Origin of the sequence: Arachidicoccus rhizosphaerae (assembly GCF_900107765.1) — a bacterium.
Classification (GTDB): Bacteria; Bacteroidota; Bacteroidia; order Chitinophagales; family Chitinophagaceae; genus Arachidicoccus; species Arachidicoccus rhizosphaerae.
In genome coordinates, this window is record NZ_FNQY01000030.1 from 20,645 (window position 1) to 46,143 (window position 25,499).

19 protein-coding genes are annotated in these 25,499 nt (G+C 44.4%); 9 read left to right on the forward strand and 10 right to left on the reverse strand.

What is annotated here, in order from left to right; genetic code table 11:
- Positions 1-144: 144 nt before the first annotated feature.
- Positions 145-552, reverse strand: coding sequence for an STAS domain-containing protein (locus BLU80_RS17250; RefSeq protein ID WP_091400950.1), 408 nt, complete (start codon positions 550-552; stop codon positions 145-147).
- Between the two features lie 205 nt (positions 553-757).
- On the opposite strand from BLU80_RS17250, the gene BLU80_RS17255 reads away from it, so the two are divergent.
- Positions 758-3,319, forward strand: coding sequence for an ATP-dependent Clp protease ATP-binding subunit (locus BLU80_RS17255; RefSeq protein WP_091400952.1), 2,562 nt, complete (start codon positions 758-760; stop codon positions 3,317-3,319).
- A 148-nt stretch (positions 3,320-3,467) separates the two neighbouring features.
- On the opposite strand, the gene BLU80_RS17260 is transcribed toward BLU80_RS17255, so the two are convergent.
- Positions 3,468-5,525: a M48 family metalloprotease gene (locus BLU80_RS17260; RefSeq protein ID WP_091400953.1), complete on the reverse strand. Its 2,058-nt coding sequence runs from the start codon at positions 5,523-5,525 to the stop codon at positions 3,468-3,470.
- Positions 5,526-5,965: 440 nt separating this feature from the next.
- On the opposite strand from BLU80_RS17260, the gene BLU80_RS17265 reads away from it, so the two are divergent.
- The 3 genes from BLU80_RS17265 (at position 5,966) to BLU80_RS17280 (ending at position 9,132) form a co-directional block, all read left to right on the forward strand.
- A complete protein-coding gene (locus BLU80_RS17265) occupies positions 5,966-6,265 on the forward strand; it encodes a hypothetical protein (protein ID WP_139188193.1) in 300 nt (99 codons plus the stop codon).
- A 422-nt stretch (positions 6,266-6,687) separates the two neighbouring features.
- Entirely contained in the window at positions 6,688-8,376 is a 1,689-nt protein-coding gene (locus BLU80_RS17275; RefSeq protein WP_091400958.1) for a SulP family inorganic anion transporter, read from the forward strand.
- Between the two features lie 84 nt (positions 8,377-8,460).
- Entirely contained in the window at positions 8,461-9,132 is a 672-nt protein-coding gene (locus BLU80_RS17280) for a carbonic anhydrase (RefSeq protein ID WP_091400960.1), read from the forward strand.
- A gap of 128 nt (positions 9,133-9,260) precedes the next feature.
- Here the strand turns inward: BLU80_RS17280 and BLU80_RS17285 are convergent, their stop codons facing one another.
- From BLU80_RS17285 to BLU80_RS17315, 7 genes are all read right to left on the reverse strand, one after another.
- Positions 9,261-9,782, reverse strand: coding sequence for a methyltransferase family protein (locus tag BLU80_RS17285; protein ID WP_091400961.1), 522 nt, complete (start codon positions 9,780-9,782; stop codon positions 9,261-9,263).
- A 129-nt stretch (positions 9,783-9,911) separates the two neighbouring features.
- The gene (gene rimM / locus BLU80_RS17290; protein ID WP_091400963.1) at positions 9,912-10,445 is read right to left on the reverse strand and encodes a ribosome maturation factor RimM; all 534 of its coding nucleotides are present in this window, start codon (positions 10,443-10,445) and stop codon (positions 9,912-9,914) included.
- A gap of 104 nt (positions 10,446-10,549) precedes the next feature.
- Positions 10,550-11,017, reverse strand: coding sequence for a 30S ribosomal protein S16 (gene rpsP, locus BLU80_RS20015; protein WP_091400965.1), 468 nt, complete (start codon positions 11,015-11,017; stop codon positions 10,550-10,552).
- A 140-nt stretch (positions 11,018-11,157) separates the two neighbouring features.
- Positions 11,158-12,348: a glycine C-acetyltransferase gene (gene kbl, locus BLU80_RS17300; protein WP_091400966.1), complete on the reverse strand. Its 1,191-nt coding sequence runs from the start codon at positions 12,346-12,348 to the stop codon at positions 11,158-11,160.
- Positions 12,349-12,485: 137 nt separating this feature from the next.
- Complete coding sequence (locus tag BLU80_RS17305; protein WP_091400968.1) at positions 12,486-13,808, reverse strand: UDP-N-acetylmuramoyl-tripeptide--D-alanyl-D-alanine ligase; 1,323 nt, start codon at positions 13,806-13,808, stop codon at positions 12,486-12,488.
- 122 nt (positions 13,809-13,930) lie between these two features.
- Entirely contained in the window at positions 13,931-15,361 is a 1,431-nt protein-coding gene (gene ltrA, locus BLU80_RS17310; protein ID WP_211481891.1) for a group II intron reverse transcriptase/maturase, read from the reverse strand.
- A 546-nt stretch (positions 15,362-15,907) separates the two neighbouring features.
- Entirely contained in the window at positions 15,908-16,291 is a 384-nt protein-coding gene (locus BLU80_RS17315) for a DUF4783 domain-containing protein (RefSeq protein WP_170831277.1), read from the reverse strand.
- A gap of 201 nt (positions 16,292-16,492) precedes the next feature.
- Between BLU80_RS17315 and gpmI the strand changes: the two genes are divergently transcribed.
- The 5 genes from gpmI (at position 16,493) to BLU80_RS17340 (ending at position 24,877) form a co-directional block, all read left to right on the forward strand.
- Positions 16,493-18,019: a 2,3-bisphosphoglycerate-independent phosphoglycerate mutase gene (gpmI, locus tag BLU80_RS17320; RefSeq protein ID WP_091400972.1), complete on the forward strand. Its 1,527-nt coding sequence runs from the start codon at positions 16,493-16,495 to the stop codon at positions 18,017-18,019.
- A gap of 665 nt (positions 18,020-18,684) precedes the next feature.
- Positions 18,685-19,902, forward strand: a complete 1,218-nt coding sequence (locus BLU80_RS17325) for an MFS transporter (protein WP_091400974.1) — start codon at positions 18,685-18,687, stop codon at positions 19,900-19,902.
- Between the two features lie 334 nt (positions 19,903-20,236).
- On the forward strand, positions 20,237-22,615 hold the full coding sequence (locus BLU80_RS17330; protein ID WP_091400976.1) for an ABC transporter permease: 2,379 nt from the start codon (positions 20,237-20,239) through the stop codon (positions 22,613-22,615).
- Between the two features lie 608 nt (positions 22,616-23,223).
- Positions 23,224-23,706, forward strand: coding sequence for an Lrp/AsnC ligand binding domain-containing protein (locus tag BLU80_RS17335; protein WP_091400978.1), 483 nt, complete (start codon positions 23,224-23,226; stop codon positions 23,704-23,706).
- A gap of 43 nt (positions 23,707-23,749) precedes the next feature.
- Positions 23,750-24,877 carry a hypothetical protein gene (locus BLU80_RS17340; protein WP_091400979.1) on the forward strand — a complete coding sequence of 376 codons (1,128 nt, stop codon included), beginning with the start codon at positions 23,750-23,752 and terminating at the stop codon, positions 24,875-24,877.
- 272 nt (positions 24,878-25,149) lie between these two features.
- Here the strand turns inward: BLU80_RS17340 and BLU80_RS17345 are convergent.
- On the reverse strand, positions 25,150-25,499 hold a 350-nt coding region (locus BLU80_RS17345; protein WP_170831278.1), incomplete at its 5' end, for a PD-(D/E)XK nuclease domain-containing protein.

Below are 25,499 nucleotides of genomic sequence, written 5' to 3' on the forward strand. Positions count from 1 at the left end.
TTCCCGGGTCTTAAGACAGGTTCTTTTTTGCCAAATAGCAGGATGGCGCGGCATCAAGGTCCATTACTATCATGACAAGCTTCTGTAAATCAATATTCAGTGAAAAAGGACCCTTTAAAATTCAGGGTTGTTTTCCGGTGAATCCTAATCACTCAGTTCATCTTCCGTCCCTTCTTCCAGGTCATCTCCAAAGAGTTCACGTTCAATTTCTTCCATTTGTACGATGTCCCAGGCCTCGCTTTCTGTCGGCGTTAACTGGAATACATCAATCAGATCCAGGCCCTGCATCGCGGATTTAACCCGGGGGCAGACCCCGAAAAAGACAAAGGAAGCCCCATTTTTCTGACAAAGTTGAAAGAGTGTAGCCAGTTCTACCAGCGCCTGTTCATCCGCCTGGTCTACCCCGGTCATATCAACAATGGCGTTTTTAGCTTCGGATCCGAAGCCATGGGTAACGATTTTAACGATTTCATCTGCCATTATTACAGATAATTCCGGTTCTTCGGGCCTTAAAACCTGAAATTTTTCTTTGGTATCAACTTTGATTTTCATGATAGAGGCAAAATTAAGTAACCTTCCTTGATTTTAAGAGTCAAAGATAAAATCTTAATAAGGACTTTGAGTTCTATTTATATTTTTCGGCCGATAATTTTTTAATGAATAATATCACGATTTTAAACATTGTGCCGTATCTTACCGATAGAAACCCATCATGTTCTGGCATTTTTAAAGAATTACGCAACAACAACCTACAATTATGGACAGTAACTTCTCACCACAAGTAAAAGAAATCATCACCTTCAGCCGTGAGGAAGCCTTACGACTGGGCAACGACTTTATTGGCACAGAACATCTGTTATTAGGACTCATCAGAGAGGGCGACAATGCCGCCATCCGGATTTTAAAGCAGCTGAATGTAGACCTGTTTGAGCTCCGCAAGGAAATCGAACTGGCCGTTAAGGATAAAACGGGTAAAAACATTGGAGACATTAATTCCCTGCCACTGACCAAGCAGGCAGAGAAAGTTATCCGTATTACCGTTTTAGAAGCTAAATCCCTTAAAAGTCCACAGATTGAGACCGAACACCTGATGCTCTCAATATTGAAAAACAGAGAGAACATCGCCACACAGATTTTAAATCAGTTCGACGTAGATTACGACTTGTTTCGCTCAGAAATCGGCATCGTCCGTGACCGTGAAACACCCAAATCTGAATACGAAGAACATGAAGAAGATTTTGAAGATGAAAAACGCAGCTTTGGACCGCAACAGCCGCCAAGGCCTGCTGCAGGCAATGCTAAAAGCCGCACACCGGCATTGGATAATTTTGGACGGGACATCACCCGCCTTGCAGAAACGGGTCAATTAGATCCTATCGTAGGCAGGGAAACAGAAATCGAGCGAGTCTCTCAGATTCTTTCCAGAAGAAAGAAAAACAACCCCATTTTAATCGGGGAACCGGGCGTGGGTAAGACAGCCATCGTAGAGGGTCTGGCGCTGCGCATCGTACAGCGCAAGGTCAGCCGTGTACTGTTTGACAAAAGGGTTATCTCCCTTGACCTGCCGGCCCTGGTCGCCGGTACGAAATACCGTGGTCAGTTTGAAGAGCGCATGAAATCCATCATGAACGAGATGGAGAAAAACAAGGATATTATTCTGTTTATTGATGAAATCCACACGATCGTGGGCGCCGGTGGCGCCAGCGGTTCTCTGGACGCTTCCAATATCTTCAAGCCGGCGCTGGCCAGAGGAGATCTGCAATGCATTGGCGCCAGTACCCTGGACGAATACAGAAATTATATCGAAAAGGACGGCGCCCTGGACAGAAGATTCCAGAAAGTACTGATTGAACCACCAAGTGTGGAAGAAACCATTCAGATATTAAACAATATCAAGGGTAAATATGAGGATTACCACAGTGTCACTTACGACCCTGAGGCCATCACTGCCTGCGTTAAACTCAGCGACCGTTATATGACCGACCGTCTGTTACCGGACAAAGCGATTGACGTACTGGATGAAGTAGGAGCCCGTGTACACTTAAAGAACATTAATGTTCCGCAAAGTATGCTGGATCTGGAAAAGAAAATTGAAGAGATCAAGGTAGAAAAAAATAAAGTGGTCAAAAATCAAAGATTTGAAGAAGCGGCCACTTTAAGAGATAAGGAAAAGAAACTGGGCGAAGAACTGGAAAAAGCAAAAGCCGACTGGGAAGAGGAAAGCAAAAACAAACGCTATCCAATTACTGAGGATGCGATTGCTGAAGTCATCTCCATGATGACGGGTATTCCTGTTAAACGCATGGTACAGGCAGAGACAGAAAAGCTGCGTAAAATGCATGACGACATGAGTCAGATGGTGATCGGACAAGACGATGCCATTAGCAAAGTCGTCAAAGCCATCCAGCGTAACCGTGTCGGGCTGAAAGATCCGCGTAAACCTATCGGAAGTTTTATCTTCCTTGGGCCTACCGGTGTCGGCAAGACAGAACTTGCCCGCTCACTGGCCAGGCATTTATTTGACTCAGAGGATTCTCTCATTCGGATCGACATGAGTGAATACATGGAGAAATTCTCCGTCAGCCGTTTGATCGGCGCCCCTCCCGGCTATGTAGGCTATGAGGAAGGCGGTCAGTTAACCGAAAAAGTCAGACGTAAACCTTATAGTGTCATCCTGCTGGATGAGATCGAAAAAGCACATCCGGATATCTATAATATCCTGTTACAGGTGCTGGATGACGGCGTACTGACAGACGGACTGGGACGCAAGATTGACTTTAAAAATACACTGATCATTATGACCTCCAACATTGGTGTCCGCCAGCTGAAGGAGTTTGGAGACGGTGTAGGTTTTGCTACAGCCGCCAAAGTTCAGAATCAGGAAGAGAACAATAAGGCAGTCATTGAGAAAGCCCTTAAAAGAACGTTCTCCCCTGAGTTCCTGAACCGTATTGATGATGTAATTATCTTCAACTCGCTGACAAAGGAAAATATCTTCTCCATCATCGATATATTGATGAAGAAAGTATATGCCAGATTAGCCACCCTGGGTCTGAACCTGGAAATAACGCAGGAGGCCAAAACCTTTATCGCAGACAAAGGATATGACATTCAGTTTGGTGCCAGACCGCTGGGCCGCGCGATTCAGAAATATCTGGAGGATCCGCTGGCTGAAGAGATCTTAAACCATAAGGTGGCCGAAGGCGATCAGCTCACCGCTCATTTTGACAAGGAAAAATCCGCCGTCTACTTTGAGATTAAGAAAAAACCAAAGCCCAAGGCAGAAGGCAGTCAGAAAGAACCTAAAACAGAGTCCTAAGGACATTGCATAAAAATCAAAAGCCTGTCATTTTATTGATTAGTAAAATGACAGGCTTTTGATATGATATGGATGATATGATTTGGCGGCCACTGCTGATTGACTCCGCCGTCTCAACCTGTATATCGCTTCCATACAACCTCCCGGATCAACTATTTTGCAGCTCTTGCTGATAATTCAATAAATGCTTTTTCATCAGAAAATATTTTCTGGAAATCAGAAATGAATAGCCGTGCAAACTATCAAACAGTAATCTTAAAGCATCATCGTTATAAACCTTGCCTTCAAAGTAAATCCAGTTATCTGAGACAAATTTCCGAAGATCACTTCTGAACGGATCTTTGAGTTCAGCCGTTAAAAAAGGATCCTCTAATAATTGGCAGATACCCTCTTTCAGTAACTGCTCCCTGGGTTGCAATTGTTCAAAATTCCGGACAATCTGATCAAACGGAGTGGTCACCTCCACAAACTGCAGCGCTGACATCATTTCCTTATACAACTCATTTTTTTCATCAAAAGCTTTATCAAAACTGAAAAAATCCATATACATCTGCCGGAGCCTGCCCGGCGTATCCTTTAGTGCTTCCAGGCTTAAAAAATACAGGTAAATATCCGTATCATTTTCCCGGAGCCTGGTATTTGTCATTTCCAGTTCTGACTGCAGCTGAGCTGCCAGTATTTTTGCATCTTTTCTGCCATGCCTGATTCCGTCATAATCAAAACTTTTAATAGGGGCCTTCCCTTCATAAATATCGCTCAGCAACTGTATATCATTTTTCAGTGCGATGCCGGTGTAGACCCATTCGACTTTCTGGTCTGAGAACAGCTCAGAAGGCGTCTGCACCTCTTCATTCCTTTTTTGTTCCAGATCTTCCAGAGCCAGGATGTCCAGATTCCTGTGATCATAATACCCATTGTAGATTTTCCCGAAACTACCTTTTAAAACGCTTTCTTTATACGTTTCCAGGAAGACAGCCGTTGAAAGGGTTTGCGGCTCTGCTTCATATTGAACCTGCTTAAAGACGACTTCGGTCAGTCGGTGCTGCATTTGGTGTATATCCGGAATTAACCCGTTTGCCAGTGTCTGCTCTGTTGGCGAAGCATCTACCTCTAATTGTTCCAGGCGGCTGATTCTGTCTTCTATGGAAGGATGCGAAGCCCACTGATTTTTGATCACTAGTTTTGATTTATTATACTTAGCCTGTTCCCCTGAGGGGATATCGGGTAACCCGTTGGTAAAGGAGTAATCATTCAGATGGCCCAGAAATTCCATGACAGCAAAATGTTCTAAATAGATATTTTCACTTTTGATATTTTCGGGAATCTTCCTGTCATAATAATCCAGAACATTACTATAGGAATCATCCGCAAGACCCGTTCTCAGCAGCGCTTTTTTCAGCGGCTCCACTCCCGTGATACTGGCCGCTATGGCGTCTGCGTGAAACTCCATCTCCCGGGACAAGCCCAGATAGCTTTTATTCACGACCCCGTATAACCGTTTCAATACCCATTGAATCCCCGCGTTGATCTGTATAGCTAAATAGGCAAAGAACCGCATATAGCTGATTTTACCAAAGCTGTTCAGCCCTCTTGTATAGCCTTCGTTTTCATAGAGCATATTAAAGATGATCTGATTCACGTTATAGACATAACTGCCTACTTTCATCGTCCGCTGCGAAAAATGCCCAAATTCATGCGCCAGAATGGCTCTTAATTCCTCATCGGTTACCGCATTAATCAGCCCAAGGCCTATCTGTAAATTCTTTTTAACGGGTAAGAACATACTCCAAAAGGTGGATTGATAAAAGACGGATGCATTTACATCTGCTGATAGATATACTTTTTTGGGGAAACTCGTCTCTGCCTCCGTTGCCAGAGACTCCAGCATGGAAAAAAGACGGGGCGCATCTGCTCGCTGGATCTCCACCATATGATTCAGATCCTTTTTATTTTTCTTCCCGATAAATTTAAACAGGAATACCAGAACAAATATTCCCAGGGAGGCCAGCCCGACTCCTACAGCCAGACCAAAAATGCCCGGAATTTCGCCGATGGCATACATACCCACATAAAAACAGGCCAACGTCAGACAGATCGCCAGTAAAACAATAATCAGATAGGAAAATGCAAATAAGCAAATGGCCGCAATAGCCCGTGTCGCCTCCTTTTTAAATGCCGGAGAAAGTATAACCGTTTTATTTGTCATTGATTCGTTATTAACTCGCCTTGAAATCTTTCAGTTTTGGACATCAGTTTTGTTCTGGCTATGAATATTTTAATCCACTGAGAAATATTTCACCAAGATAACAAAAATTCAACAATTCAACAGGCGTACATTTTTTTTAATGCTTCTTTTTAAATATTAAAATTCCTGATATTCACATACATGTTGCCACCCTTAATGTTCTTATTTAAAAAAAACGGTATACTTAAGGTGATGAACAGCCCTTTTACCCACCATTAAATGCTCAATCTCTGGCGCACCAAACATATAGCTTATTATAAAATATATCATCTTTGTCTTATTTTCCATTAAAAAATCAGCTGCGCAGTTTTTTTGTCATAAAACTCTCAGATTTTCCATTTTTAATCAGGTTTAACAATAATTATTCTTTAGTTTTTCCGGGAGGCATTATTTTTACCTACGTGAAACAAAAGTTGATATCCATCGTATTAATCCTGGTCTTTATGGTCCAGATACTACCTGTAAAGGAAGTAGCTTCGCTACTCACCAGCGGGCAGATGACGGAGGATATCCACGACATCGGCGCTAAAAAACCGAACCCCAATGAAGAGGTGCATAAAAAACTCTTCTTCTATGCTTCCTTATTGCCATCTGATGATGCTGGCCTTCATCAGAAAAAGAATCAATATGTACCTTCCGATCAGGCCCTGATCAATAATCTGTTGCAGGAAGTACTGATCCAGCCTCCGGATATCAGCTGATATCCAACCATCCGGTTACGTTTAAACAAATCTTCATCATCCTGCTATACAGTAAGGATGCTGACGAGCATATGTCTGATCAGGACGATATCTGCTGCATTAGCGCCAGGTAACTACCAGGATAAAGCTTTATTATTTTAAATGGTAATGCCAGGGTGTGTTGTCACTAACCTCTTCAGATTATATTCACCTTAGCCTGTTCAGTCAGTATACACAGAGCGCCGGCAACTGGCATCCTGCCAGTTAAGCCGCAAGATCCAGTAACCATTGCTGTACGGTAAAGATATGCCGGCAGTCAGCGGTATCCGGCTCTTCAGCCGCTTACTGCCGGCAAAGGACATATAATCCCTCCTGGTGCATCCCCGTGCCCCGGCACGCGTATGCACATCTGTATTCCGCATCAATTTTTAATGTAAGTTTTTATGACAAAATATTCATCTAGTTCAACAACAAATACCCATAAGCCAGCCAGGTCTTCTTTTCTAAAAAAGGATCTGATAGCCGGACTCATCGTTTTCTTAATTGCCCTGCCATTATGCCTTGGAATCGCTCAGGCGTCTAATGTTCCGTTATTTGCGGGGATTGTTTCCGGCATCATCGGCGGCATTATCATTGGGATGCTCAGTGGCAGTACTTTTAGTGTCAGCGGGCCGGCGGCCGGTCTAGTAGCCATTATTATCGGGGCCATGGAAGATCTGGGCGCTTTTGAAATTTTACTGTGCGCCACCTTGCTGGCAGGCGTGTTTCAACTGCTCTTAGGATTTGCAAAGGCAGGCACATTCGCTAATTTCTTTCCTTCCAGTGTGATTGAAGGCATGCTGGCAGGGATCGGTCTGACCATTATTTTTAAACAGCTGCCCGATGCGGTCGGCTTTCATGGTGAGCTGCCTTTTTTGCAGGATGCAGAAAGAGGGATTAATTTTTCCATGCTGTCAGGCATTACGGATAACCTGCACTTCGGAGCGGTCATTATTTCGGTGATATGTCTGGCCATTCTGATACTCTGGCAAACCAATATACCGGGTAAGGCAAAGGTTATCCCGGCAGGGCTGCTGGTGGTATTAATCGGTACCGGGCTGCACCTGGCCTTTCAATCCTCTGCCCAGGCGCTGGCACTTCAGGATAAATACCTGGTTCATCTAAGCATCCCCAGTTCCTTTAAGGATTTCCTGGGTCAGTTTACCACTCCTGATTTCTCAGGTTTTCTAAATCCGCAGGTCTGGCGATACGGCGCCGTCATTGCCGTAGTGGCTTCCATTGAAACCCTGCTTTGTATTGAGGCAACGGATAAGCTGGATCCTTTAAAACGCAGCACCTCGGGTAACAGGGAACTAAAGGCTCAGGGAATCGGTAATATCCTCAGCGGACTGATCGGTGGACTGCCGATCACATCGGTTATCGTCCGCTCCAGCGCCAATCTGAACTCAGGGGCTAAATCCAGATTATCTACCATTGTACATGGAGCACTGTTGCTGATCTGTGTAGCCACCATTCCGGCGATTTTAAACCTGATTCCTAAAGCTGCTCTGGCCGCGATTCTGATTTTTACCGGTTACCGGCTGGCCAGGCCTTCCATATTCCGGCATATGTATAAGGTAGGACCCACAGAGTTTATTCCTTTTGTGGTGACAGCCATCGCAGTAGCCGTACCTTTCCTCGGACTGCTTAAAGGCGTCGCCTTAGGCTTCGTGATCAATATCTTTTATCTGTTACGTGGCAATATGCGGATTCCCTATTATTACCAACGGATTCAGTCAAAAAACGGAGACGCGATTACCTTAAAACTAGCCGAAGAGGTTTCTTTTTTAAACAAAGGCAGCATCAAAAAGACGCTCGACGCCTTTGCACCGGATAGCACCATTATTATAGATGCGACCCGCAGTGCCTATATTGATTATGATGTGCTGGAGGTTATCCGGGAATTCCATGACGTGAAGGCAAAGGAGAAAAACATCCAGGTCTCCCTGGTTGGGTTTAAAAACAGTTACCGGATTCCGGAGGGCAGTGAAGTCAATTACCTGATGAATGAAATCAGTCAGGATAAGGCGGCCAAAAGATCTTCAGGCAAACATACCAAGTTGCTGGAAGAGCTGAAAATGGCTTCCGTCTGATCACGGTTGCCGGACAAATAAAAAAAGTCCGTTTCGGCCAGGGGGCCGTATGGCTTTCATTTTTCAAACATTTAATCTTTCAAAATGAGATATTTTCAAGCAAATAACAATAATACCGGGTTTCCCGGCCTCGTCTCTCCCTTACCCATTACAGATCCCTATCAGGCACTGGAGATCCTGAAAAACGGCAATCGCCGTTTTCTGGAAAACAGCCGTTTAAACCGCGACCATCATAGTCATATTCACGCAACCAAGGACGGGCAGCAGCCTTTTGCAGCGATCCTTAGTTGTATGGACTCCCGGGTGGCAGCCGAGCTGGTTTTCGATCAGGGCATCGGAGACATATTCAATATCCGAATTGCGGGTAACATCATCACCCCGGAAGTACTCGGCTCACTGGAATATGCAGTGGAAGTCAGCGGCACCCCGGTTATTCTGATTCTGGGTCATACGGGTTGCGGTGCCATCGGCGGTGCCTGTGACCAGGTCAGTCTGGGTAATCTGACCGGGCTTCTGGAAAAAATCAGCCCTGCCATCCAGACAGAAACCTCGGAAACAGAGCGCAGCAGTAAGAACCCGGAGTTCGTCCGCAAAGTCACTTTAATACACCTGAAAAACGTACTCAAGGACATGCTGGAGCACAGCCCTGTCATTGAAAACGCGGTTAAGTCAGGTAAGGTACTGGTGGCAACAGCCATTTATGATATCGCCACAGGTCAGGTCCAGTTTCTGGAGGACAGCCGTAAATTTATCTGATAAAAATTTCAGCCAGACCAATAAAAAGAGGGTAAGCATCTTTAAAAGTGCTTACCCTTATTTTTTCAATCCAAAATTTAAAAAATGAAAAAAAACAAAGAAAAACCATCAGATATTTATGTCCCGGCTTAAAACCACCTGCGGACGGATTTTTTATATAACTTATACTCTTTGCCAAACCTGCGCCTCAAATACTTTTCTTCCCTTTTAATGACATAGAGTTTCATGATCATCACCAAAAATGGAGAGAGGATAAAACTCCACCAGTTACCCCAGAAGATGGCTGCCCCAAAATATAAAAAGAACAGGCTTACATACAGCGGATTACGGGAATACCGGTATACGCCACTGGTTTGTAAGCTATGGGCTGATTTAATGGTGACAATGGAATTACGGCTGCGGATAAACTGAATCAGGGTCATCAGCCCTACTCCCACTCCGATCAGGCAGAGTACCCAGCCGATAAACTGCTGATTAGGCCTTCTTAAAAAACCAATGCCCAGCGCAAAATCATGTTCCAGCAGTAAGGAAAAATAAAAAAAGGCAATATAAAATAAAGGGGGCGGGATATAAACGCCCGGATGATCTTTATGAACCTGGGCATCCACCTGCCCGGGATAGTTTTGATGCAACTTTTCAGTGGTGGCCATAAGTTGGTAATTTAATTCAGCAATAGCAAGTATGCTCGCAGCAAATCCCTGCTTATTTCAGAGTTAAATTACAACATCCGGCTTAAAATTCCAAGACTTTTCTAACAATCATTCGGAAGTTTTTGAAAATCAGGCTTCCAGATAAATTTCCAGCAATCCGTCAGGCAGTTCCACATGCACTTTGCGACCTTTAGGGTCCACACTCTTTAGTGTTTCACTATGCAAAGGGATTAATACTTCTTTTTCCTGGTAAGTGATCTTCAGTAATATCTGATGGGGTTGCTCGATCACCTCTTCGACCTCAGACAGCAATCGCCCGTTATCCATTACGGTATAACCAATTAAGGATACCGGCTGAAAGCCTTCTATCAGACTGTCAAAAACGCTGCGCTCCAGCCAGAGGTTTTTACGGGTAAGTAATTTAGCGGCTTCCTTGGTTTGCGTCCCTTCTAATTTCAGCAGCCATTCGCCCTGGTTTTTAACCGTAATCTTCTCCACAAAATAAGGAATATAAGACCCTTTGACCGGTTCTATGAAAACCGCCTTCACCCTGGACAGAGCCCCTGATTTTAATTGCTCTCCCAGCGCATGTTCAACAATTAAATCTCCTTTAATGCCGTGTGTTGCGACAAGCTTTCCTACCTGTATATATTCTGTTGCCATTTAAATTTGCGTCATCCGAAAGAAAAAAAGCAGGCTGTCAAAACCTGAATTCTGACAGCCTGCCATTAATAACATGCTAATAATGCCTTAGGCGGTAGCCGGGACTAAGCCTCAGCAGGACCTTCAGCCGGAGCTTCAGGAGCTTTTTGTTCAGCTGGAGCTGCTTTTCTAACAACTGGACGCTGACGGCTTGCACGCTGCTGCTTTTTATGTTCCTCAGTACGTTTCTGCACTTTGGCTTCATGATCTGAAAACCATGCCTGAAATTTCTGCATGGCAGCTGCTTCATCAAACAGACCTAATTTTACACCTCTTAATAAATGTTTCAGGTATAAAACACCTTTGAAAGATAAAATCTGACGAACGGTGTCTGTAGGTTGAGCACCTTTGTGTAACCATTCTAAAGATTTTTGACGATCTAATTGAATAGTTGCCGGAACGGTTAGCGGATTGTAAGTTCCCAGCTTCTGAATGAACTTACCATCCCTTGGAGAGCGGGCGTCTGCTACTACGATAAAATAAAACGGACGTTTCTTGCTCCCGTGTCTTTGTAATCTAATTTTCACTGCCATATTAAATAGAAATTTAAAGGCTAAAGGATTTGGTTAAAAAAATATTTTGGAAGGCAAAGTTAACCAAAATAAGCAGTAAACCAAAAATTGTTCACTTCTTTAATTTTTTCTTTTTTGTCCCTCCCAAATTGTTAAAAGAATTATGACTTAATCACACCCAAATCCTTACCCACTTTGGTAAAGGCGGCAATAGCCTGATCCAGATGGCGCTGCTCATGGGCAGCACTCAGCTGTACCCTTATACGGGCCTGCCCCTTAGGCACAACGGGGAAGAAAAAGCCGGTAACATAAATACCTTCATCCTGCAGGGCAGCCGCAAATTTCTGGGCAATCACTGCATCATAGAGCATAACCGGAACAATCGGATGGATACCTTCTTTGATGTCAAATCCGGCAGCCGTCATATTATCCCTGAAATATTTTGTATTGGCCTCCAGCTTATCTCTTAAATCTGTTGTCTCGCTGAGCATATCCAGTATAGAGATGGAACCTCCTACAATACTGGGCGCCAGTGTATTTGAGAATAAATAAGGCCGACTGCGCTGACGCAGCAGCTCAATGATTTCTTTTCTGCCTGAGGTAAATCCGCCACTGGCACCCCCCAGCGCCTTACCCAGGGTTCCGGTAATAATATCAATACTTCCCATCACCCCTCTGAACTCATGCGTGCCTCTGCCGGTTTTACCAATAAAACCGGTGGAGTGGCTTTCGTCACTCATAACGATGGCATCATATTTTTCAGCCAGTTCGACAATCTTATCCAGCTGGGCAATGGTGCCATCCATGGAGAAAGACCCGTCGGTAACCACAATCCGGCTACGGTGTCCCGCTGCTTCTTTTAATTTAGCCTCCAGGTCTTCCATATCATTATGGTTATAACGGTATCTGGCCGCTTTACAGAGTCTGACCCCGTCTATAATGGAGGCGTGATTTAAAGCGTCACTGATAATGGCATCCTCCGGCCCGAATAAAGGTTCAAACACACCGCCATTGGCATCAAAGGCGGCTGCGTATAGTATCGTATCTTCTGTTCCTAAAAACTTTGAGATCTTGGCTTCCAGTTCCTTATGAATATCCTGGGTTCCGCAGATAAAACGAACACTGCTCATCCCGTAACCTCTGTTATCAATGGTAGCTTTTGCGGCTTCCAGCACTTTAGGATGCGAAGAAAGACCCAGATAATTATTGGCACAAAAATTAAGTACGGTCTTACCGCCTACCTTGATTTCCGGTCCCTGCGCACTCTCAATGCTTCTTTCTTTTTTAAACAGGCCGGCCGCTTCAATTTCCTGGAGTTCCTGACCTATACGCTGTACAAATGCTTCATTCATAAAGATATACTTATTTAAATTTAAATAAAGGTAATTAAGTTCGGCAATAATTCGTTGTTAAAACGTTTGCGGAAATTCTCTGCCCGGCAAAGATTCGTTGAACGCTGGCCTGTCGGCGCTTATTTCCTTCCCGCTCCTTACAGGAACTCCACCAGTTTTTCCAGCTGATTGCTTCTGGACCCTTTGACTAAAACAAGGCTGTTTGTCAGTGGCCCCGTGGCAAGAAAAGAGCCCGCGGCATGCTGATCTTTAAACCAGCTATAATCCGTATTCAGCGCCAGCCGCTCAAATTCCGGCCCTATCAGAATTACCTGTTGCCAGCCCCCGATCCGGTCTATCTGTGACTTTAGTTTAAGATGCTCGGCCTCAGAGTCCTGCCCCAGTTCTTTCATCCCCCCTAAAATCAATACTTTATGCTGGCCCTGCATCCTTGCAAAATTCTCAATAGCCGCCTGCATGCTGGAAGGGTTGGCATTGTAGGCATCCAGGATAATCTGATTGCTGTCCTTTTGAATCAGTTGGGACCGGCTGTTGGAAGGCGTATATGCCTGGATGGCCTGTTCGATTCTCTCATCCGAAATATCAAAATAACGACCCAGCGCAATGGCAGACAGCACATTGGGCAGATTATACGCGCCTACCAGCTGCGTCTTAATAATGCGGTCCGCTTTATGCAGGGCCTGCAGCTTTATCTGTAAAAAAGGATCGCTCTGAAAAATAGTACCGGCAGCCATCAGGTTCGGCTTGTTACAGGTAGCGCTTTCACTGTACCAGTACTGCCGTTCAATCCCCTGGGTCATATCGGTAAAATAAGGGTAATCTGCAAAGGAAAAACTGGTTCCGTTATGCGCTCTCAGATAATCAAATAACTCTCCTTTTCCCTTGCGTACCCCGGCCTCGCTGCCAAAACCCTCCAGGTGGGCCTTACCGCAATTGGTAATCAGCCCGATGGTGGGCCGGGTATATTCGCAATACCCGGCAATCTCTCTTAAGTGATTGGCTCCCATTTCAATAACGGCAATATCCGCATCTTTTTTAATGGATAAAATCGTCAGCGGAATACCGATATGGTTGTTCAGGTTCCCCTGCGTGGTATAGGTTGTATAAGACTGGCTGAGCACGGCATGCACCAGTTCCTTGGTCGTGGTCTTGCCATTGCTGCCGGTAATGGCAATAAAAGGGATATCAAAAGTCTGCCGGTGAAACGCGGCCAGCTGCTGCAGACAGGTTAAAACGTCTTCTACCAGGATAATCCGGTCTGCCGCGCCGTCACCGGCGCCGACCGCCTCATCCACGACGGCGTAAGCAGCGCCGTCCTTTAAAGCCTGCCCGGCATATAGATTCCCATTAAAATTCGGGCCTTTCAAGGCAAAAAACAAATCTCCCGCCTGGATTTTACGGCTGTCCGTGGTCACAGAGGGATGTTTTGTGTAAATCTCGTACAGTTCTTCTATCGACATAATGATTGGATAATTTTTTATTGAACCAGCTGCCATCGGGTAGGTAGGTAGCGATTAGTTCGCTACCTGACCTCCCACACCACCGTACGTACGGTTCCGTATACGGCGGTTCTATTAACTTTTTAAGTGGGTTGGGCCGTTTGGTTAGCATGAAAAGCCTTAAGGCCATCCACAAAACTAAAGAGTCGCAATCCATCAAAATATTTCTTAGGAAAAGCCAGGTTCATATGTGGCGCTCCCGAGTTGAACCATGGACCACGCTGATTAAAGGCTGAACGAACGGCCCTCTGCTCGGACAACCCAGCCTTCCTCAGGTGGGTGAATCTTGTCCAATTACGTTTCCATTGTCGCCAAAGGATATTTCGTAGTCGGTGCCGCAGCCATTCGTCGAGTTCATGGGCCAGCGTCTTCATATCGGCATAGCGATAATAATTAAACCAGCCTCGGATGACAGGATTGAGCCGACGGAAGATAAAGACGGGTAACTTCTGCCCTCTGCCTTGTTGACAGAGGCTTTTGATGGTTTCCTTAAGGCGTATAACGCTTTTGGGAGCTACACGAATACCCATTGAATTCCCTTTCTTATAATAGAAAGAAAAACCCAGAAATTTCCGTTTTACCGGCCTATCTACAGCGCTTTTTTCCTTGTTGACCTTTAACTTCATCTTATTTCCTATAAAATTCTGGATGGAGGCAAAGGCTCTTTCTCCGGCTCGGCGGGTCTTCACATACACATTACAATCATCGGCATATCTTGTATGCCGGTGACCGCGTTTCTCTAACTCTTTATCCAGTTCGTCCAGTACGATGTTCGATAAAATCGGACTAGCTGGGGACCCTTGCGGGGTGCCCTTTTCTCGTTCCTCCACTATTCCGTCTTTCATCATGCCGGCTGATAGATATCTATGAATAAGCTTGTGAATTTCCCACTCACCGGGTGTTTTTAGCATGATTTTACTCATTAGCCTTTGGTGAGGAACCTCATCAAAGAATTTTGAGAGATCTATGTCTATAACTATTCGGTAGCCGTCATCCTGATATTCTTTCGCCCGGTTTACCGCATCTATTGCCTTTCTTCCCGGGCGAAAGCCGAAGCTGTTGTCGGAGAAAATGGGCTCCCAGATAGGAGTAAGAACTTGTAATAGAGCCTGTTGTATCAACCGGTCCAGTACCGTAGGAATGCCTAGCATTCTTACACCTCCGTCGGGTTTAGGTATTTCTACCTTCTTCACTGGCTGCGGTTGATACTTACCCTGTTTTAGCTGCCCTTCAATTGTTGTCCAGTTTTTCCTTAGAAATAATTTTAAATCGCCCACTTCCATCCCGTCCACTCCTGCCGCTCCTTTATTGTCTACGACTTTTAAGAAGGCCTCGTTCAAATTATCCACATTAAGGAGTTTGTCGATTAAGCGGAGTTCGGGGGGATCACATCCTTTCTTTATGGGATCTACAGGAACGGCACCATCAGCGGCCCATGCCTTTTCGGAAGGCTTTACTTCCCTTGATGATGAAGATGTCTGCATCTTCTTTTCTGCTTCTGACTGTGGATTCATAATGATGATTTTAATCCATTTCGTTAATAGTTCGGCCCTTCGTCCTTTCCGTGAGTCTTCCTGCGTTACCTTTTAATTGGGGTCGCAAGCTCGTCTCGGGCTTACTATGGCTTCTGCTGACTTCTGATACCTTAGCCTGATGTTCCCATCAGGGTTGTTCCGGTTTAGAATACCTCACGTTCCTCCCGCAAACGAGATACCAGATCTCCCCGGGTAAGATGCACTTCTGTCACGCTTATACACGCCGTATATACTGCTTACCTTTCCGTGTAAGTATCGGACTTTAGAGATAATTGCCTCCTCATCCAGATAAACAGCCTCATACGATTCCTGTACGTCATGTCAGCGCTTTGCCTGCGGCTTCCTTCAGATTCTGGGTCACCCCAGACACCCTTGCCGTTCGGCTAATTGTTCCCCTTACCGGGCCAATAGAGGTCTTTCACCTCCTAGAAATACACCATGCCGGGCGCACAACAAAAATAGCGATAGAATTGATTACTACCGCTACTTGTTTTATTTGAATATCTTAAAATATGATAAAAAACCTTAATTAATCCGGACCGTTACAATAGAAGCGGTGGAACCGCTGGTTTTAAGCATAAGGGTTATATTATAGCTTCTGGAGCCTCCTTTGAGTTTACCGGTCAGATATCCGGTACCCCCCATTTCTCTTTTGGAACTTAGATCAAATCCTTTAATGCTCTGTTCGGAATAAAAATTCTTCAAAATCAGTGTCGCCTGATTCTTGCTGACATTTTTCACTTCATCTTTTCCCGGAAGTTTAAAATCCACCGCACTATCAAAATACTTGCTGACCTGGGTGGCATCATTCCCCTTTAACGCATCCACAATATCAGCGATACTGGCGGACAGCGTAGTAAAGGAAGCCAGCAACAATACACCGGTCAAAATTGCTAAAATTCTTTTCATCTTCATTTATTTAGTACACTTCCCATAAAGTGCAAAGAGTGCGCCAAAATGCATCACTTTCAAAGCCATCAGGTTCAGCGCCTTAAAATACTGATAACAGTTAGAGTAACTAACGCCGGAAAGGTTTAAATTCTTTAATTTTACTGCTTTGGAACGCAAATATAACTGAAAATAAAGCAGAAAACATTAAAACAAAATTTCATGCAAGCAAAAAAAGCCATTCTGCTCATCATGGATGGATGGGGACTGGGAAAAAGCAAACAAACGGATGCCATTCAGGCGGCCAATACACCTTTTGTTGATGCCCTTTATGATAAATATCCACATACCACACTGGTTACCTTCGGAGAATCCGTAGGTTTACCCGATGGCCAGATGGGTAACAGTGAGGTGGGACACCTGAACCTGGGCGCCGGCAGAATCGTCTACCAGGAATTACAGCGTATTAACGTAGCTATCCGGGAAAAGCAGTTCCATAATAACCCGGCCCTGATTGCTGCTATCCAAAAAGCCAAATCCACCAGCAAGCCGCTGCATTTATTGGGTCTTGTCAGCAACGGTGGCGTTCATAGCCATATCAATCACCTGAAAGCCATTATAGATGTCTGTAAGGAACAGGCGTTAAATAATGTATTCATCCATGCCTTTACCGACGGCAGGGATTGTGATCCCCACAGCGGAAAAGGATTTATCCAGGATTTACTGGCGCATTTAAGCGCTACCGGCGTCGGACAGATCGCCTCAATTACGGGCCGGTACTATGCCATGGACCGGGATAAACGCTGGGAAAGAGTAAAACTGGCTTATGATGCCATTGTGCATGCTAAGGGCGACGTCGCTGCGGATCTAGTGGCTGCCATTGAGGCCTCCTATAAAAACAATGTTTCTGACGAATTCATAAAACCGATTATTAATGCATCTCTTGCCGCTAATCCGGACAGCAGATTAAAAGACGGGGATGTGGCCATCTGTTTTAACTTTAGAACAGACCGTTGCAGAGAGATCACCCAGGTGCTGACACAGGAGGATTTCCCGGATTTTGACATGAAAAAACTGGATATCGATTATACCACCATGACGGAGTATAACAAAGCCTTCAAAGGTGTCCATGTCATTTTCCAAAACGAAGACCTGAATAATACGATCGGAGAAGTTTTGGAACAAAACGGCAAAAAACAGATCCGTATCGCGGAAACCGAAAAATACCCGCACGTCACCTTTTTCTTTAGCGGTGGCCGGGAAAAGGAATTTGAAGGCGAAAAACGCATCATGGCCGCTTCTCCAAAAGTAGCCACCTATGACTTGCAACCCGAAATGTCCGCCAACGAGATTACCGCTAAAATTCTTCCGGAAATAGAACAGGAGTCCGCAGATTTTATCTGTCTGAACTTCGCCAATACGGATATGGTGGGTCATACCGGCGTCTTCCCTGCAGTTATAAAAGCAGCGGAAACTGTCGACAACTGTGTATCACAGATCGTACCGCTGGCCCTGCAGCACGGTTATAATATCTTCCTGACAGCCGATCATGGCAATGCCGATAACATGGTTAATCCGGACGGCACTCCCAATACGCAGCACTCTGTAAATCTGGTTCCTTTGTTTTTAATCACTAATGATTATAAGGGACCGTTGAAAGAAGGTAAACTGGGGGATGTGGCTCCTTCGATTTTAAAATCCATGGATATACCGCTGCCCAAAGACATGACAGGTACCCCGCTGTTTTAAATGACAACAGCTTAACATACAAACGCTCCCTTCAATATTTTATGTGAAGGGAGCGTTTGGCTTTTCGTAAATGACACAAAAAAAGCACTGAGGTTGCCGCCTAGTGCTTTTTTAAATGGCTGTAGGGGTAGGATTCGAACCTACACGAGGCAGTTGGCTACGGTACAAATCCGGTGGTCAACCCCGGTCTCCCTTGCGGGTGCTCTATACCAAGTTTATCCTGTGATCCTCACCCTCGAGACGAGAGGGCATGTCTGCCAAAAGTTTCATCACCCCACAATGTTTAAGATCTTTGAATGCTGCCAGCCATCTGCTGTTTTCATCCGTTGATAGTGCAAAGATAGAAAAAGAATTCTTTTGTTCATAATTTTCTAATAAATATTTTAAAAGTTTAGATAATATCTAAATAATAATCAATTTTATTAAATACAATAAAATACACCGCTTCACTTTCCGGAATCCTTAGATTTTATCTAAGCCATTTACGGCTTTCTGCCCTGAACGAAAAAGGTGGCAGATATTATCCTGCGCTGTGCAGATATTAGCAAACTTTCACAAAGAACTGTATTTTAGTCTAAAGATTGCCTTAAAACCGTAATAACGACTGTTCACTATGCGGCGAGCCTGTTTATTTATGCTAACTTTGCGGCGCAAAACAAATTAAAATGTCTCGTTTATCTAAGTCTGGTTCTTTGAACCTTTCTTTAAAAATCACGATCGCCAGTTATGTACTCTTTACATTCTTTGGTTATCTGTGTATCGGATTACCCCTTGCAGTGCTGCCTATTTTCATCACCAAGCACTTAGGCTATTCTGCGATGATGGCAGGGATCGTCATCAGCCTGCAATATGTCACGACTTTTCTGACCAGAGGCTGGTCCGGTACCCTGATTGATAAACACGGTCCCAAGCTCTCTGTCTATATCAGTATGGGCTGCATGGCCCTGAGCGGCGTGCTATTGTACATCACTTATTTAACCAGCGCACATGCCTTTTTAAGTCTTTTCGTACTGATTATCGCTAGACTGATCACGGGGTGCGCAGAAGGCTTTATCGGCGCCTCACCTATTACCTGGGCCATGCTGGCGGCAGGAGAAAAGCAAACCGCGACGGTTATTTCCTATAACGGTATCGCCTCGTACGGAGGAATCGCACTGGGTGCGACCCTGGGCGTTTTTATAAACCAGCATATTCATATCGGCGCGATCGGTGTATTAACCATTTTGCTGGGGCTGTTTGGTTATTTTCTGGCCACCAAAAAACCCAATATGATCGCCCCCGTGTCTGACCAGACCCAAAAGGATCCGATTTCATTTATGACGGTCCTGATAAAAGTCGCGCCTTATGGTATCTGTCTGATGCTGGCAGGTCTTGGCTTTGGAACCATCTCTAATTTCATTACGCTTTATTACGATCATTTTCACTGGGACCATGCCGCACTTTGCCTCAGCGTATTCAGCTTTTTGTTTATCATAGGCAGGATGTTCTTTTCCAATGCGATTAATGACTATGGCGGCATCAAGGTAGCCATGGCCTGCCTGGCCTGCGAGACCATCGGGCTCCTTATACTGGCTTTATTTACCCAGCCGGGATTCGCCCTTGTAGGGGCTGCCGTCACCGGCTTTGGCTTTTCGCTGATGTTCCCTTCTCTGGGCGTTGAGGCGGTCAAATTATTTACGTCTGACCGCAGCGGAGCGGCACTGGCCGCTTACGGTCTGTTTATTGATATCTCCCTGGGCATTACCGGTCCCCTGATAGGCGGTCTGATTGAATCCTTTGGTATAGAATATATGTTTAGCTTTACAACGGTCATTGTACTGGCAGGATTTATCTATTGTTCCACCCTGAACCGTAAAATGGTCAGAAAACTGGCGACCCGGTAACGGCCGCCGTCCTTAATGTTTCTCTATATAAGCAGGATTTGCGGTTGTTCCTCTTTGAACTGTAAAATGGCTCGAAGACTGGCCATCCGTTAAGAGATCAGCAACGCAAGAGTTATGTCGCTTTAAAAACGTAAAGCAGCATTAGCCGGATTTGGTTTCAGATACGCAAAAAGAAAAAGATATTGCAAATGCAAGAGCTTTACACTATCATAACCGGACAGTAACTGTATCACATTCGAACACGAAATAAATAAATTCAATATCTATTTACCTATATTACAGGTAAATAATTTTTGGCATTATTTCTAGAGCCCCATAATTAACATTATGGTCCATGGAAAATAATAACCTCAAAACGGCTTTCCGGAGCCTGAAAAAAGATCGGACATTTTCCTTACTCAATTTGGCAGGGCTTAGCCTCGCCTTGTTTTGCAGTTTAATGATCCTGCTTTGGATCCGGGAACAAAAAAGTATCGATAATTTTCATAACAATGGCAAGGACATCTATATCATTTACGAGAATTTGCATGTGGAGGGTGATATTAATTCCAGTTATCGGACTCAGGGCATACTGGCTGCACCGCTGAAAGAAAAAATTCCGGAAATTAAGGAGGCTTCTAATGTGGCATGGCTAAAAGATGAACCGGACAGAGCCATTTTTAAAGTCAATGCAAGGCAATATCAATTTGAGACCATCTTTGCCGACAGCAATTATTTAAAAATTTTAAGTTACCCACTGCTGGCCGGAGATCCCAATAAGACATTGAATTCCCCCAAAAGCATATGTATCTCTGAGAGCATGGCCAAAGCCTTATTCTCAGATCCCAACAAAGCCATCGGGCAAATCATCAGTTATGACGGGAAAAAAGATTTAAAAATTACGGCCGTATTTAAAAACCAGCCTCCAGAAGCCTCGCAAAGATTCGACTGTATTATAAATTGGCCCACATTTCTGGAAGAGAATACCTGGGCTAAAGATTGGGGAAATGTAGGGACCAATACGTTGGTTATGCTTAAAAAAAGCGCAGACCCCAAATTAACGGCAAAAAAGATAAAACATTTTGTAGATACCTATGTTAAACCGGACAACCACTATCGTATAACGCTGGGCTTGCAAAGGTATGGGGATAGTTATTTACATGACAAATTTGAAAACGGGCAAATTTCCGGGGGTAAAATCCAGTATGTGCGTCTGTTTAGGCTCATTGCACTTTTTATCATGATTATCGCCAGCATCAATTTTGTCAATCTTTCCACAGCCAGGGCCGTTACTCGTGCCAAATCTACCGCGGTGAGAAAAATTATCGGAGCAAGCCGGCGTTCCCTGATCTGGAATTATCTGACTGAAGCATTTATAGTAACCCTGCTAGCCACCCTGATTGCCCTATTTGCCGTAGCGGCGGCGCTGCCAGGGTTTAATCAGTTAACGCACAGCCACAGCTATATCCCTGGAAAGGATCCGATATTCTGGGCAAAATTAATTCTTTTAGTACTTCTCACCTCCTTGGCTGCAGGCCTGTATCCGGCCATTATGACCACTTCTTTCAAACCCATAGTCTTTTTACAGAAAACATTATCGGTGAATAAAAACTCACTGATATTTAGAAAAGGGTTGGTCGTTTTTCAATTTGTCCTGGCTAATTTGCTGATAGCCGGTACGGTGATCATCTTTCAACAAATTCATTATATTCATCATTTGGATTTAGGATTTGACCGCAATAACCTCATTGAATTGCCCGTAACCTCCAATATCGCCAGCAAATATGAAGCTTTTAAAAATAAGGCTCTGCAAATCAATGGTGTCCAGTCGCTTTCAAAAATGGGCGAAAACCCCACCTCTGTAGGTAGTCTAACCTTTGGTGTAAGCTGGCCCGGGAAAAATCCAAATGATAAGATTATGTTCAATAATGCTGCCATCGGTTATGATTTTGTAAAAACCCTCAAACTTCATCTGAAAGCAGGAAGGGATTTTTCAAAGGCATACCCTTCGGACACCGTTGGTTATTTAATTAATGAGGCCGCTCAAAAGGTGATGGGATTAGACCAGGCAGTAGGTCAGCCGCTGAATTTCTGGGGCCACCAGGGTAGCATTATTGGCGTTTTGAAAAATTTTCATTTTTCTTCCCTCCATGATCCGATTAACCCAATTATTTTTTATTACGGCGAGAACAAAGACTGGGGTAATATTTTGATCAGGGTTGAGCCTTCCAAAACAAAGGTCGTGTTAACCAGCCTGGAAAAATTATACAAAAACATAACGGGTGGCGCTGAATTTACTTATACATTTTCAGATGACGATTTCAATAAGATGTACCAGAAAGAGCAGCTCCTAAGTAAATTATCCGGTTATTTTTCTTTTATCGCCATTTTCATTTCCTGCTTGGGGTTACTAGGCTTGATTATCTTTGCCGCAAACCAACGGACAAAAGAAATCGGTATCCGCAAAATCCTGGGAGCAAGGGTCGGGTCCATCCTAAAGATCCTGTTGAAGGAATTTGCGCAACTTATTTTTATTTCCATCGTCATTGCAACGCCCCTTTGTTTTTATCTGATGCAAAAATGGCTGGGAGGATACGCCTATAGAATCCAGATACATTGGTGGGTCTTTTTAATCGCCGGCTGTGTGTCCGTGATTATCGCCTTTTTCACGGTCGGCTATCAGACGCTTAAAGCGGCTGTAGCAAATCCCGTGGACAGTCTTCGCAGTGAATAAGGCTACCCAAGATCTAGGCTATTGTTCAAAAATGCCGTCTTTACATAAATTACTCTTCATCGTTATTTGCTCCATACACATTTCACCCTAATTCCGGAGGTCTGTAAAGAGAACGGCTTTAAGCAATTACCTTCTTTCAGCAGCAGGGATCTATCGGATCCCGCTGCATCTTTATCTAAACCAAGGATTTGGCACATTTATTTAAACAAAAAGGCAGCTATAACGGATGTATATAACATCTGTATAGCTGCCTTTAAGGTAAGTTTTTAAAGCTTGCTGTAGGGGTAGGAGTCGAACCTACACGAGGCAGTTGGCTTAAGTACAAAATCCGGTGGTCAACCCCGGTCTCCCTTGCGGGTGCTCTATACTCAGTTTATCCTGTGATCCTCACCCTCGAGACGAGAGGGCATGTCTGCCGAAAAGTTTCATCACCCCACAATGTTTAAGATCTGTGAATGTCCCGGGATATTCCCGTTTTCATCCTTTGATAGTGCAAAGATAGGCCCGGGGTATGTTTATTACAAATTATTCAAACTTTTTTTTAAAATATTAGATTATATTTAAAAATTAATTATTATATTTGATTAATAATTAAAACAGGGAGAAATATGAGCCAAAAATTAAATTTAGACAAATTGGATTATCAGATTATCCAGGTCATGATGGAGAATGCAGAAATCTCTTATGCCGACCTGGGTAAAAAGCTATTTGTTTCAGGTGGCACTATTCATGTAAGGATAAAGAAGTTACAGGAATATGGTATTGTCACCGGCTCCCGGCTGAATATCAATACCAAGGCCCTTGGTTTTGACGTCATCACTTTTGTCGGCATCTATCTGGAAAAAAGCTCTATGTATGAAGATGTTGCAACAGAATTAAAAAAGATCCCGGAGATTGTCCGGTTAAATTATACAACCGGCACTTACAGTATGTTCGCCGAAATTGTCTGCAAGGATATCCGGCAGTTAAAACATGTCCTGCATGATGAATTGCAAAATATCAAAGGCATTGAAAGGACGGAGACGCTGATATCTCTGGAAGAGAGCTTTAACCGTAATGTGCTCGTGCTTGACGAAGAAGAGATTAACTAGGCCTTCTTTTGCAGGTAAAATACGATTCACCTAAATCCTTGTTATGCAATTAAACCGCCCCCAGGCAGAAATACTCCATAAGGTACTGACACAGTGGGAGAACTCCGGCAAAATCACACCCGAGCAGGCCAGGGAGCTTAAACAAAGCTATACGGTCCGGAGTTTTGACTGGAAGATGATGGCCCGGTATTGCTTTATCATAGCGATCCTTTTAGGCGTGGCGGGCGTGGTGGCTACCTTTGCGGACCGGGCACTGATCCGGTTCTTTCAATCCATGGTGGATAGGATTTACAATGCGCCTAATTTTATTCTGGCCGTTATATGCGCTGTTATCGGTTTCGTATTCTTTTATTTCGGCGAAAAAAATAAACAAGCCCAGCCTTCCAGAATATTTACCAATGAAGGCTTTATCTTACTGGGCGCTACCTTTACCGCCTTTACGGCGGCCAATCTTGCCGCCATGACCGGCACGGGCGATATTTATTATATCACCGTTTTTCTGGTCGCTACCCTACTGTATCTGGGACTTAGCCTGAAACTAAAAAATGCCTTACTCTGGTTATTTACCCTGATTTCTTTTACCGTTTGGCTAGGGGTTCTGACCGGCGTTTCCGTCCATTGGAAAGCTTACTTTCTTGGTATGAACTTCCCGGTGCGCTATATCCTGATAGGCGCGGTCCTACTCACCGTTTTCTGGCAAACAAGAAAATTCTCCTGGTGGAAAGGTTTTTACCCGATCAGCCATTTCTATAGCCTGCTGCTGCTTTTCACCGCACTTTGGACAAGCTCCGTCTTTGGCAATACCGCTAACTTTGACATCTGGTCCAAAACACAGCAGTGGCATTACTGGCCCTGGGCCTTACTGTCCACAGGTTGGGCGGCGGCGGCCACCTACTGGGGCAGCCAGAAGCAGCAGTTACAATTACGAAGTTTTGGCATTGCCTTTTTATTCTTAAATATCTACACCCGTTGTTTTGAGTATTTTTGGGAAGGCACGCCTAAAGCGGTTTTCTTTATCGCGCTGGCCGTTTCTTTCTGGCTGATAGGCCGCAGGGCTGAAAAAATATGGCACCTGGACCTGAAAGGCTCTAATAAACAACTCAGCCGCTCCGGCGCCCCCCGCTCAAAACAGGATGCCACTAAAGACTCCGACAAAAACCATAAGGGCTAAAGGCGGTAATTATTGGCTAAATCTTATTTAGAGGTGCCGGCCAGGCCAGTCCAGAAAAAAAACAAAACCCATCCAATATCGTCACTTTAAAGATAAGACCAATCTCCATTGACTCACAATAATTGTTATTTCTTACACCTAAAAAAAGGGCAAAAACGGTAAAAATGGCAGTTAAGTATGGCTGGATGGCCGCCTGGGCTGATTTAGCGCTTATTCCACGAACTTAGCAGGTAGCAATATTTTTATCCCCTAACAGCACGCGCCGCTTGTCATTAACACTCCGCTACCTGGTATTGACTGACCTCCCGTTTTTCAGATGAGAAAGTAATGCCTACGGCCAGTTTCTTCCTGTTATCTGCTGCATAGGGCTGCAGATAACCCCTGTCTTTGATCTGCTGCAGGGCTTCTTCCGCAGTCCCGTCCAGTTTTAACTCCAATGCATAAATAAACCGTTCCGTCTTGACGAGTACATCAGATCTGCCTTTTGCGCTATGTACTTCCGTATAAACGTCCACGCCCGTCAATTTAAATGTTAAGTATATAATTACATTGAAAATGGACTCCGTGCCGGCATTCCAATGATCATAAGGAATAGTGGCTATCAGACTGTTTAGCTGAGTAA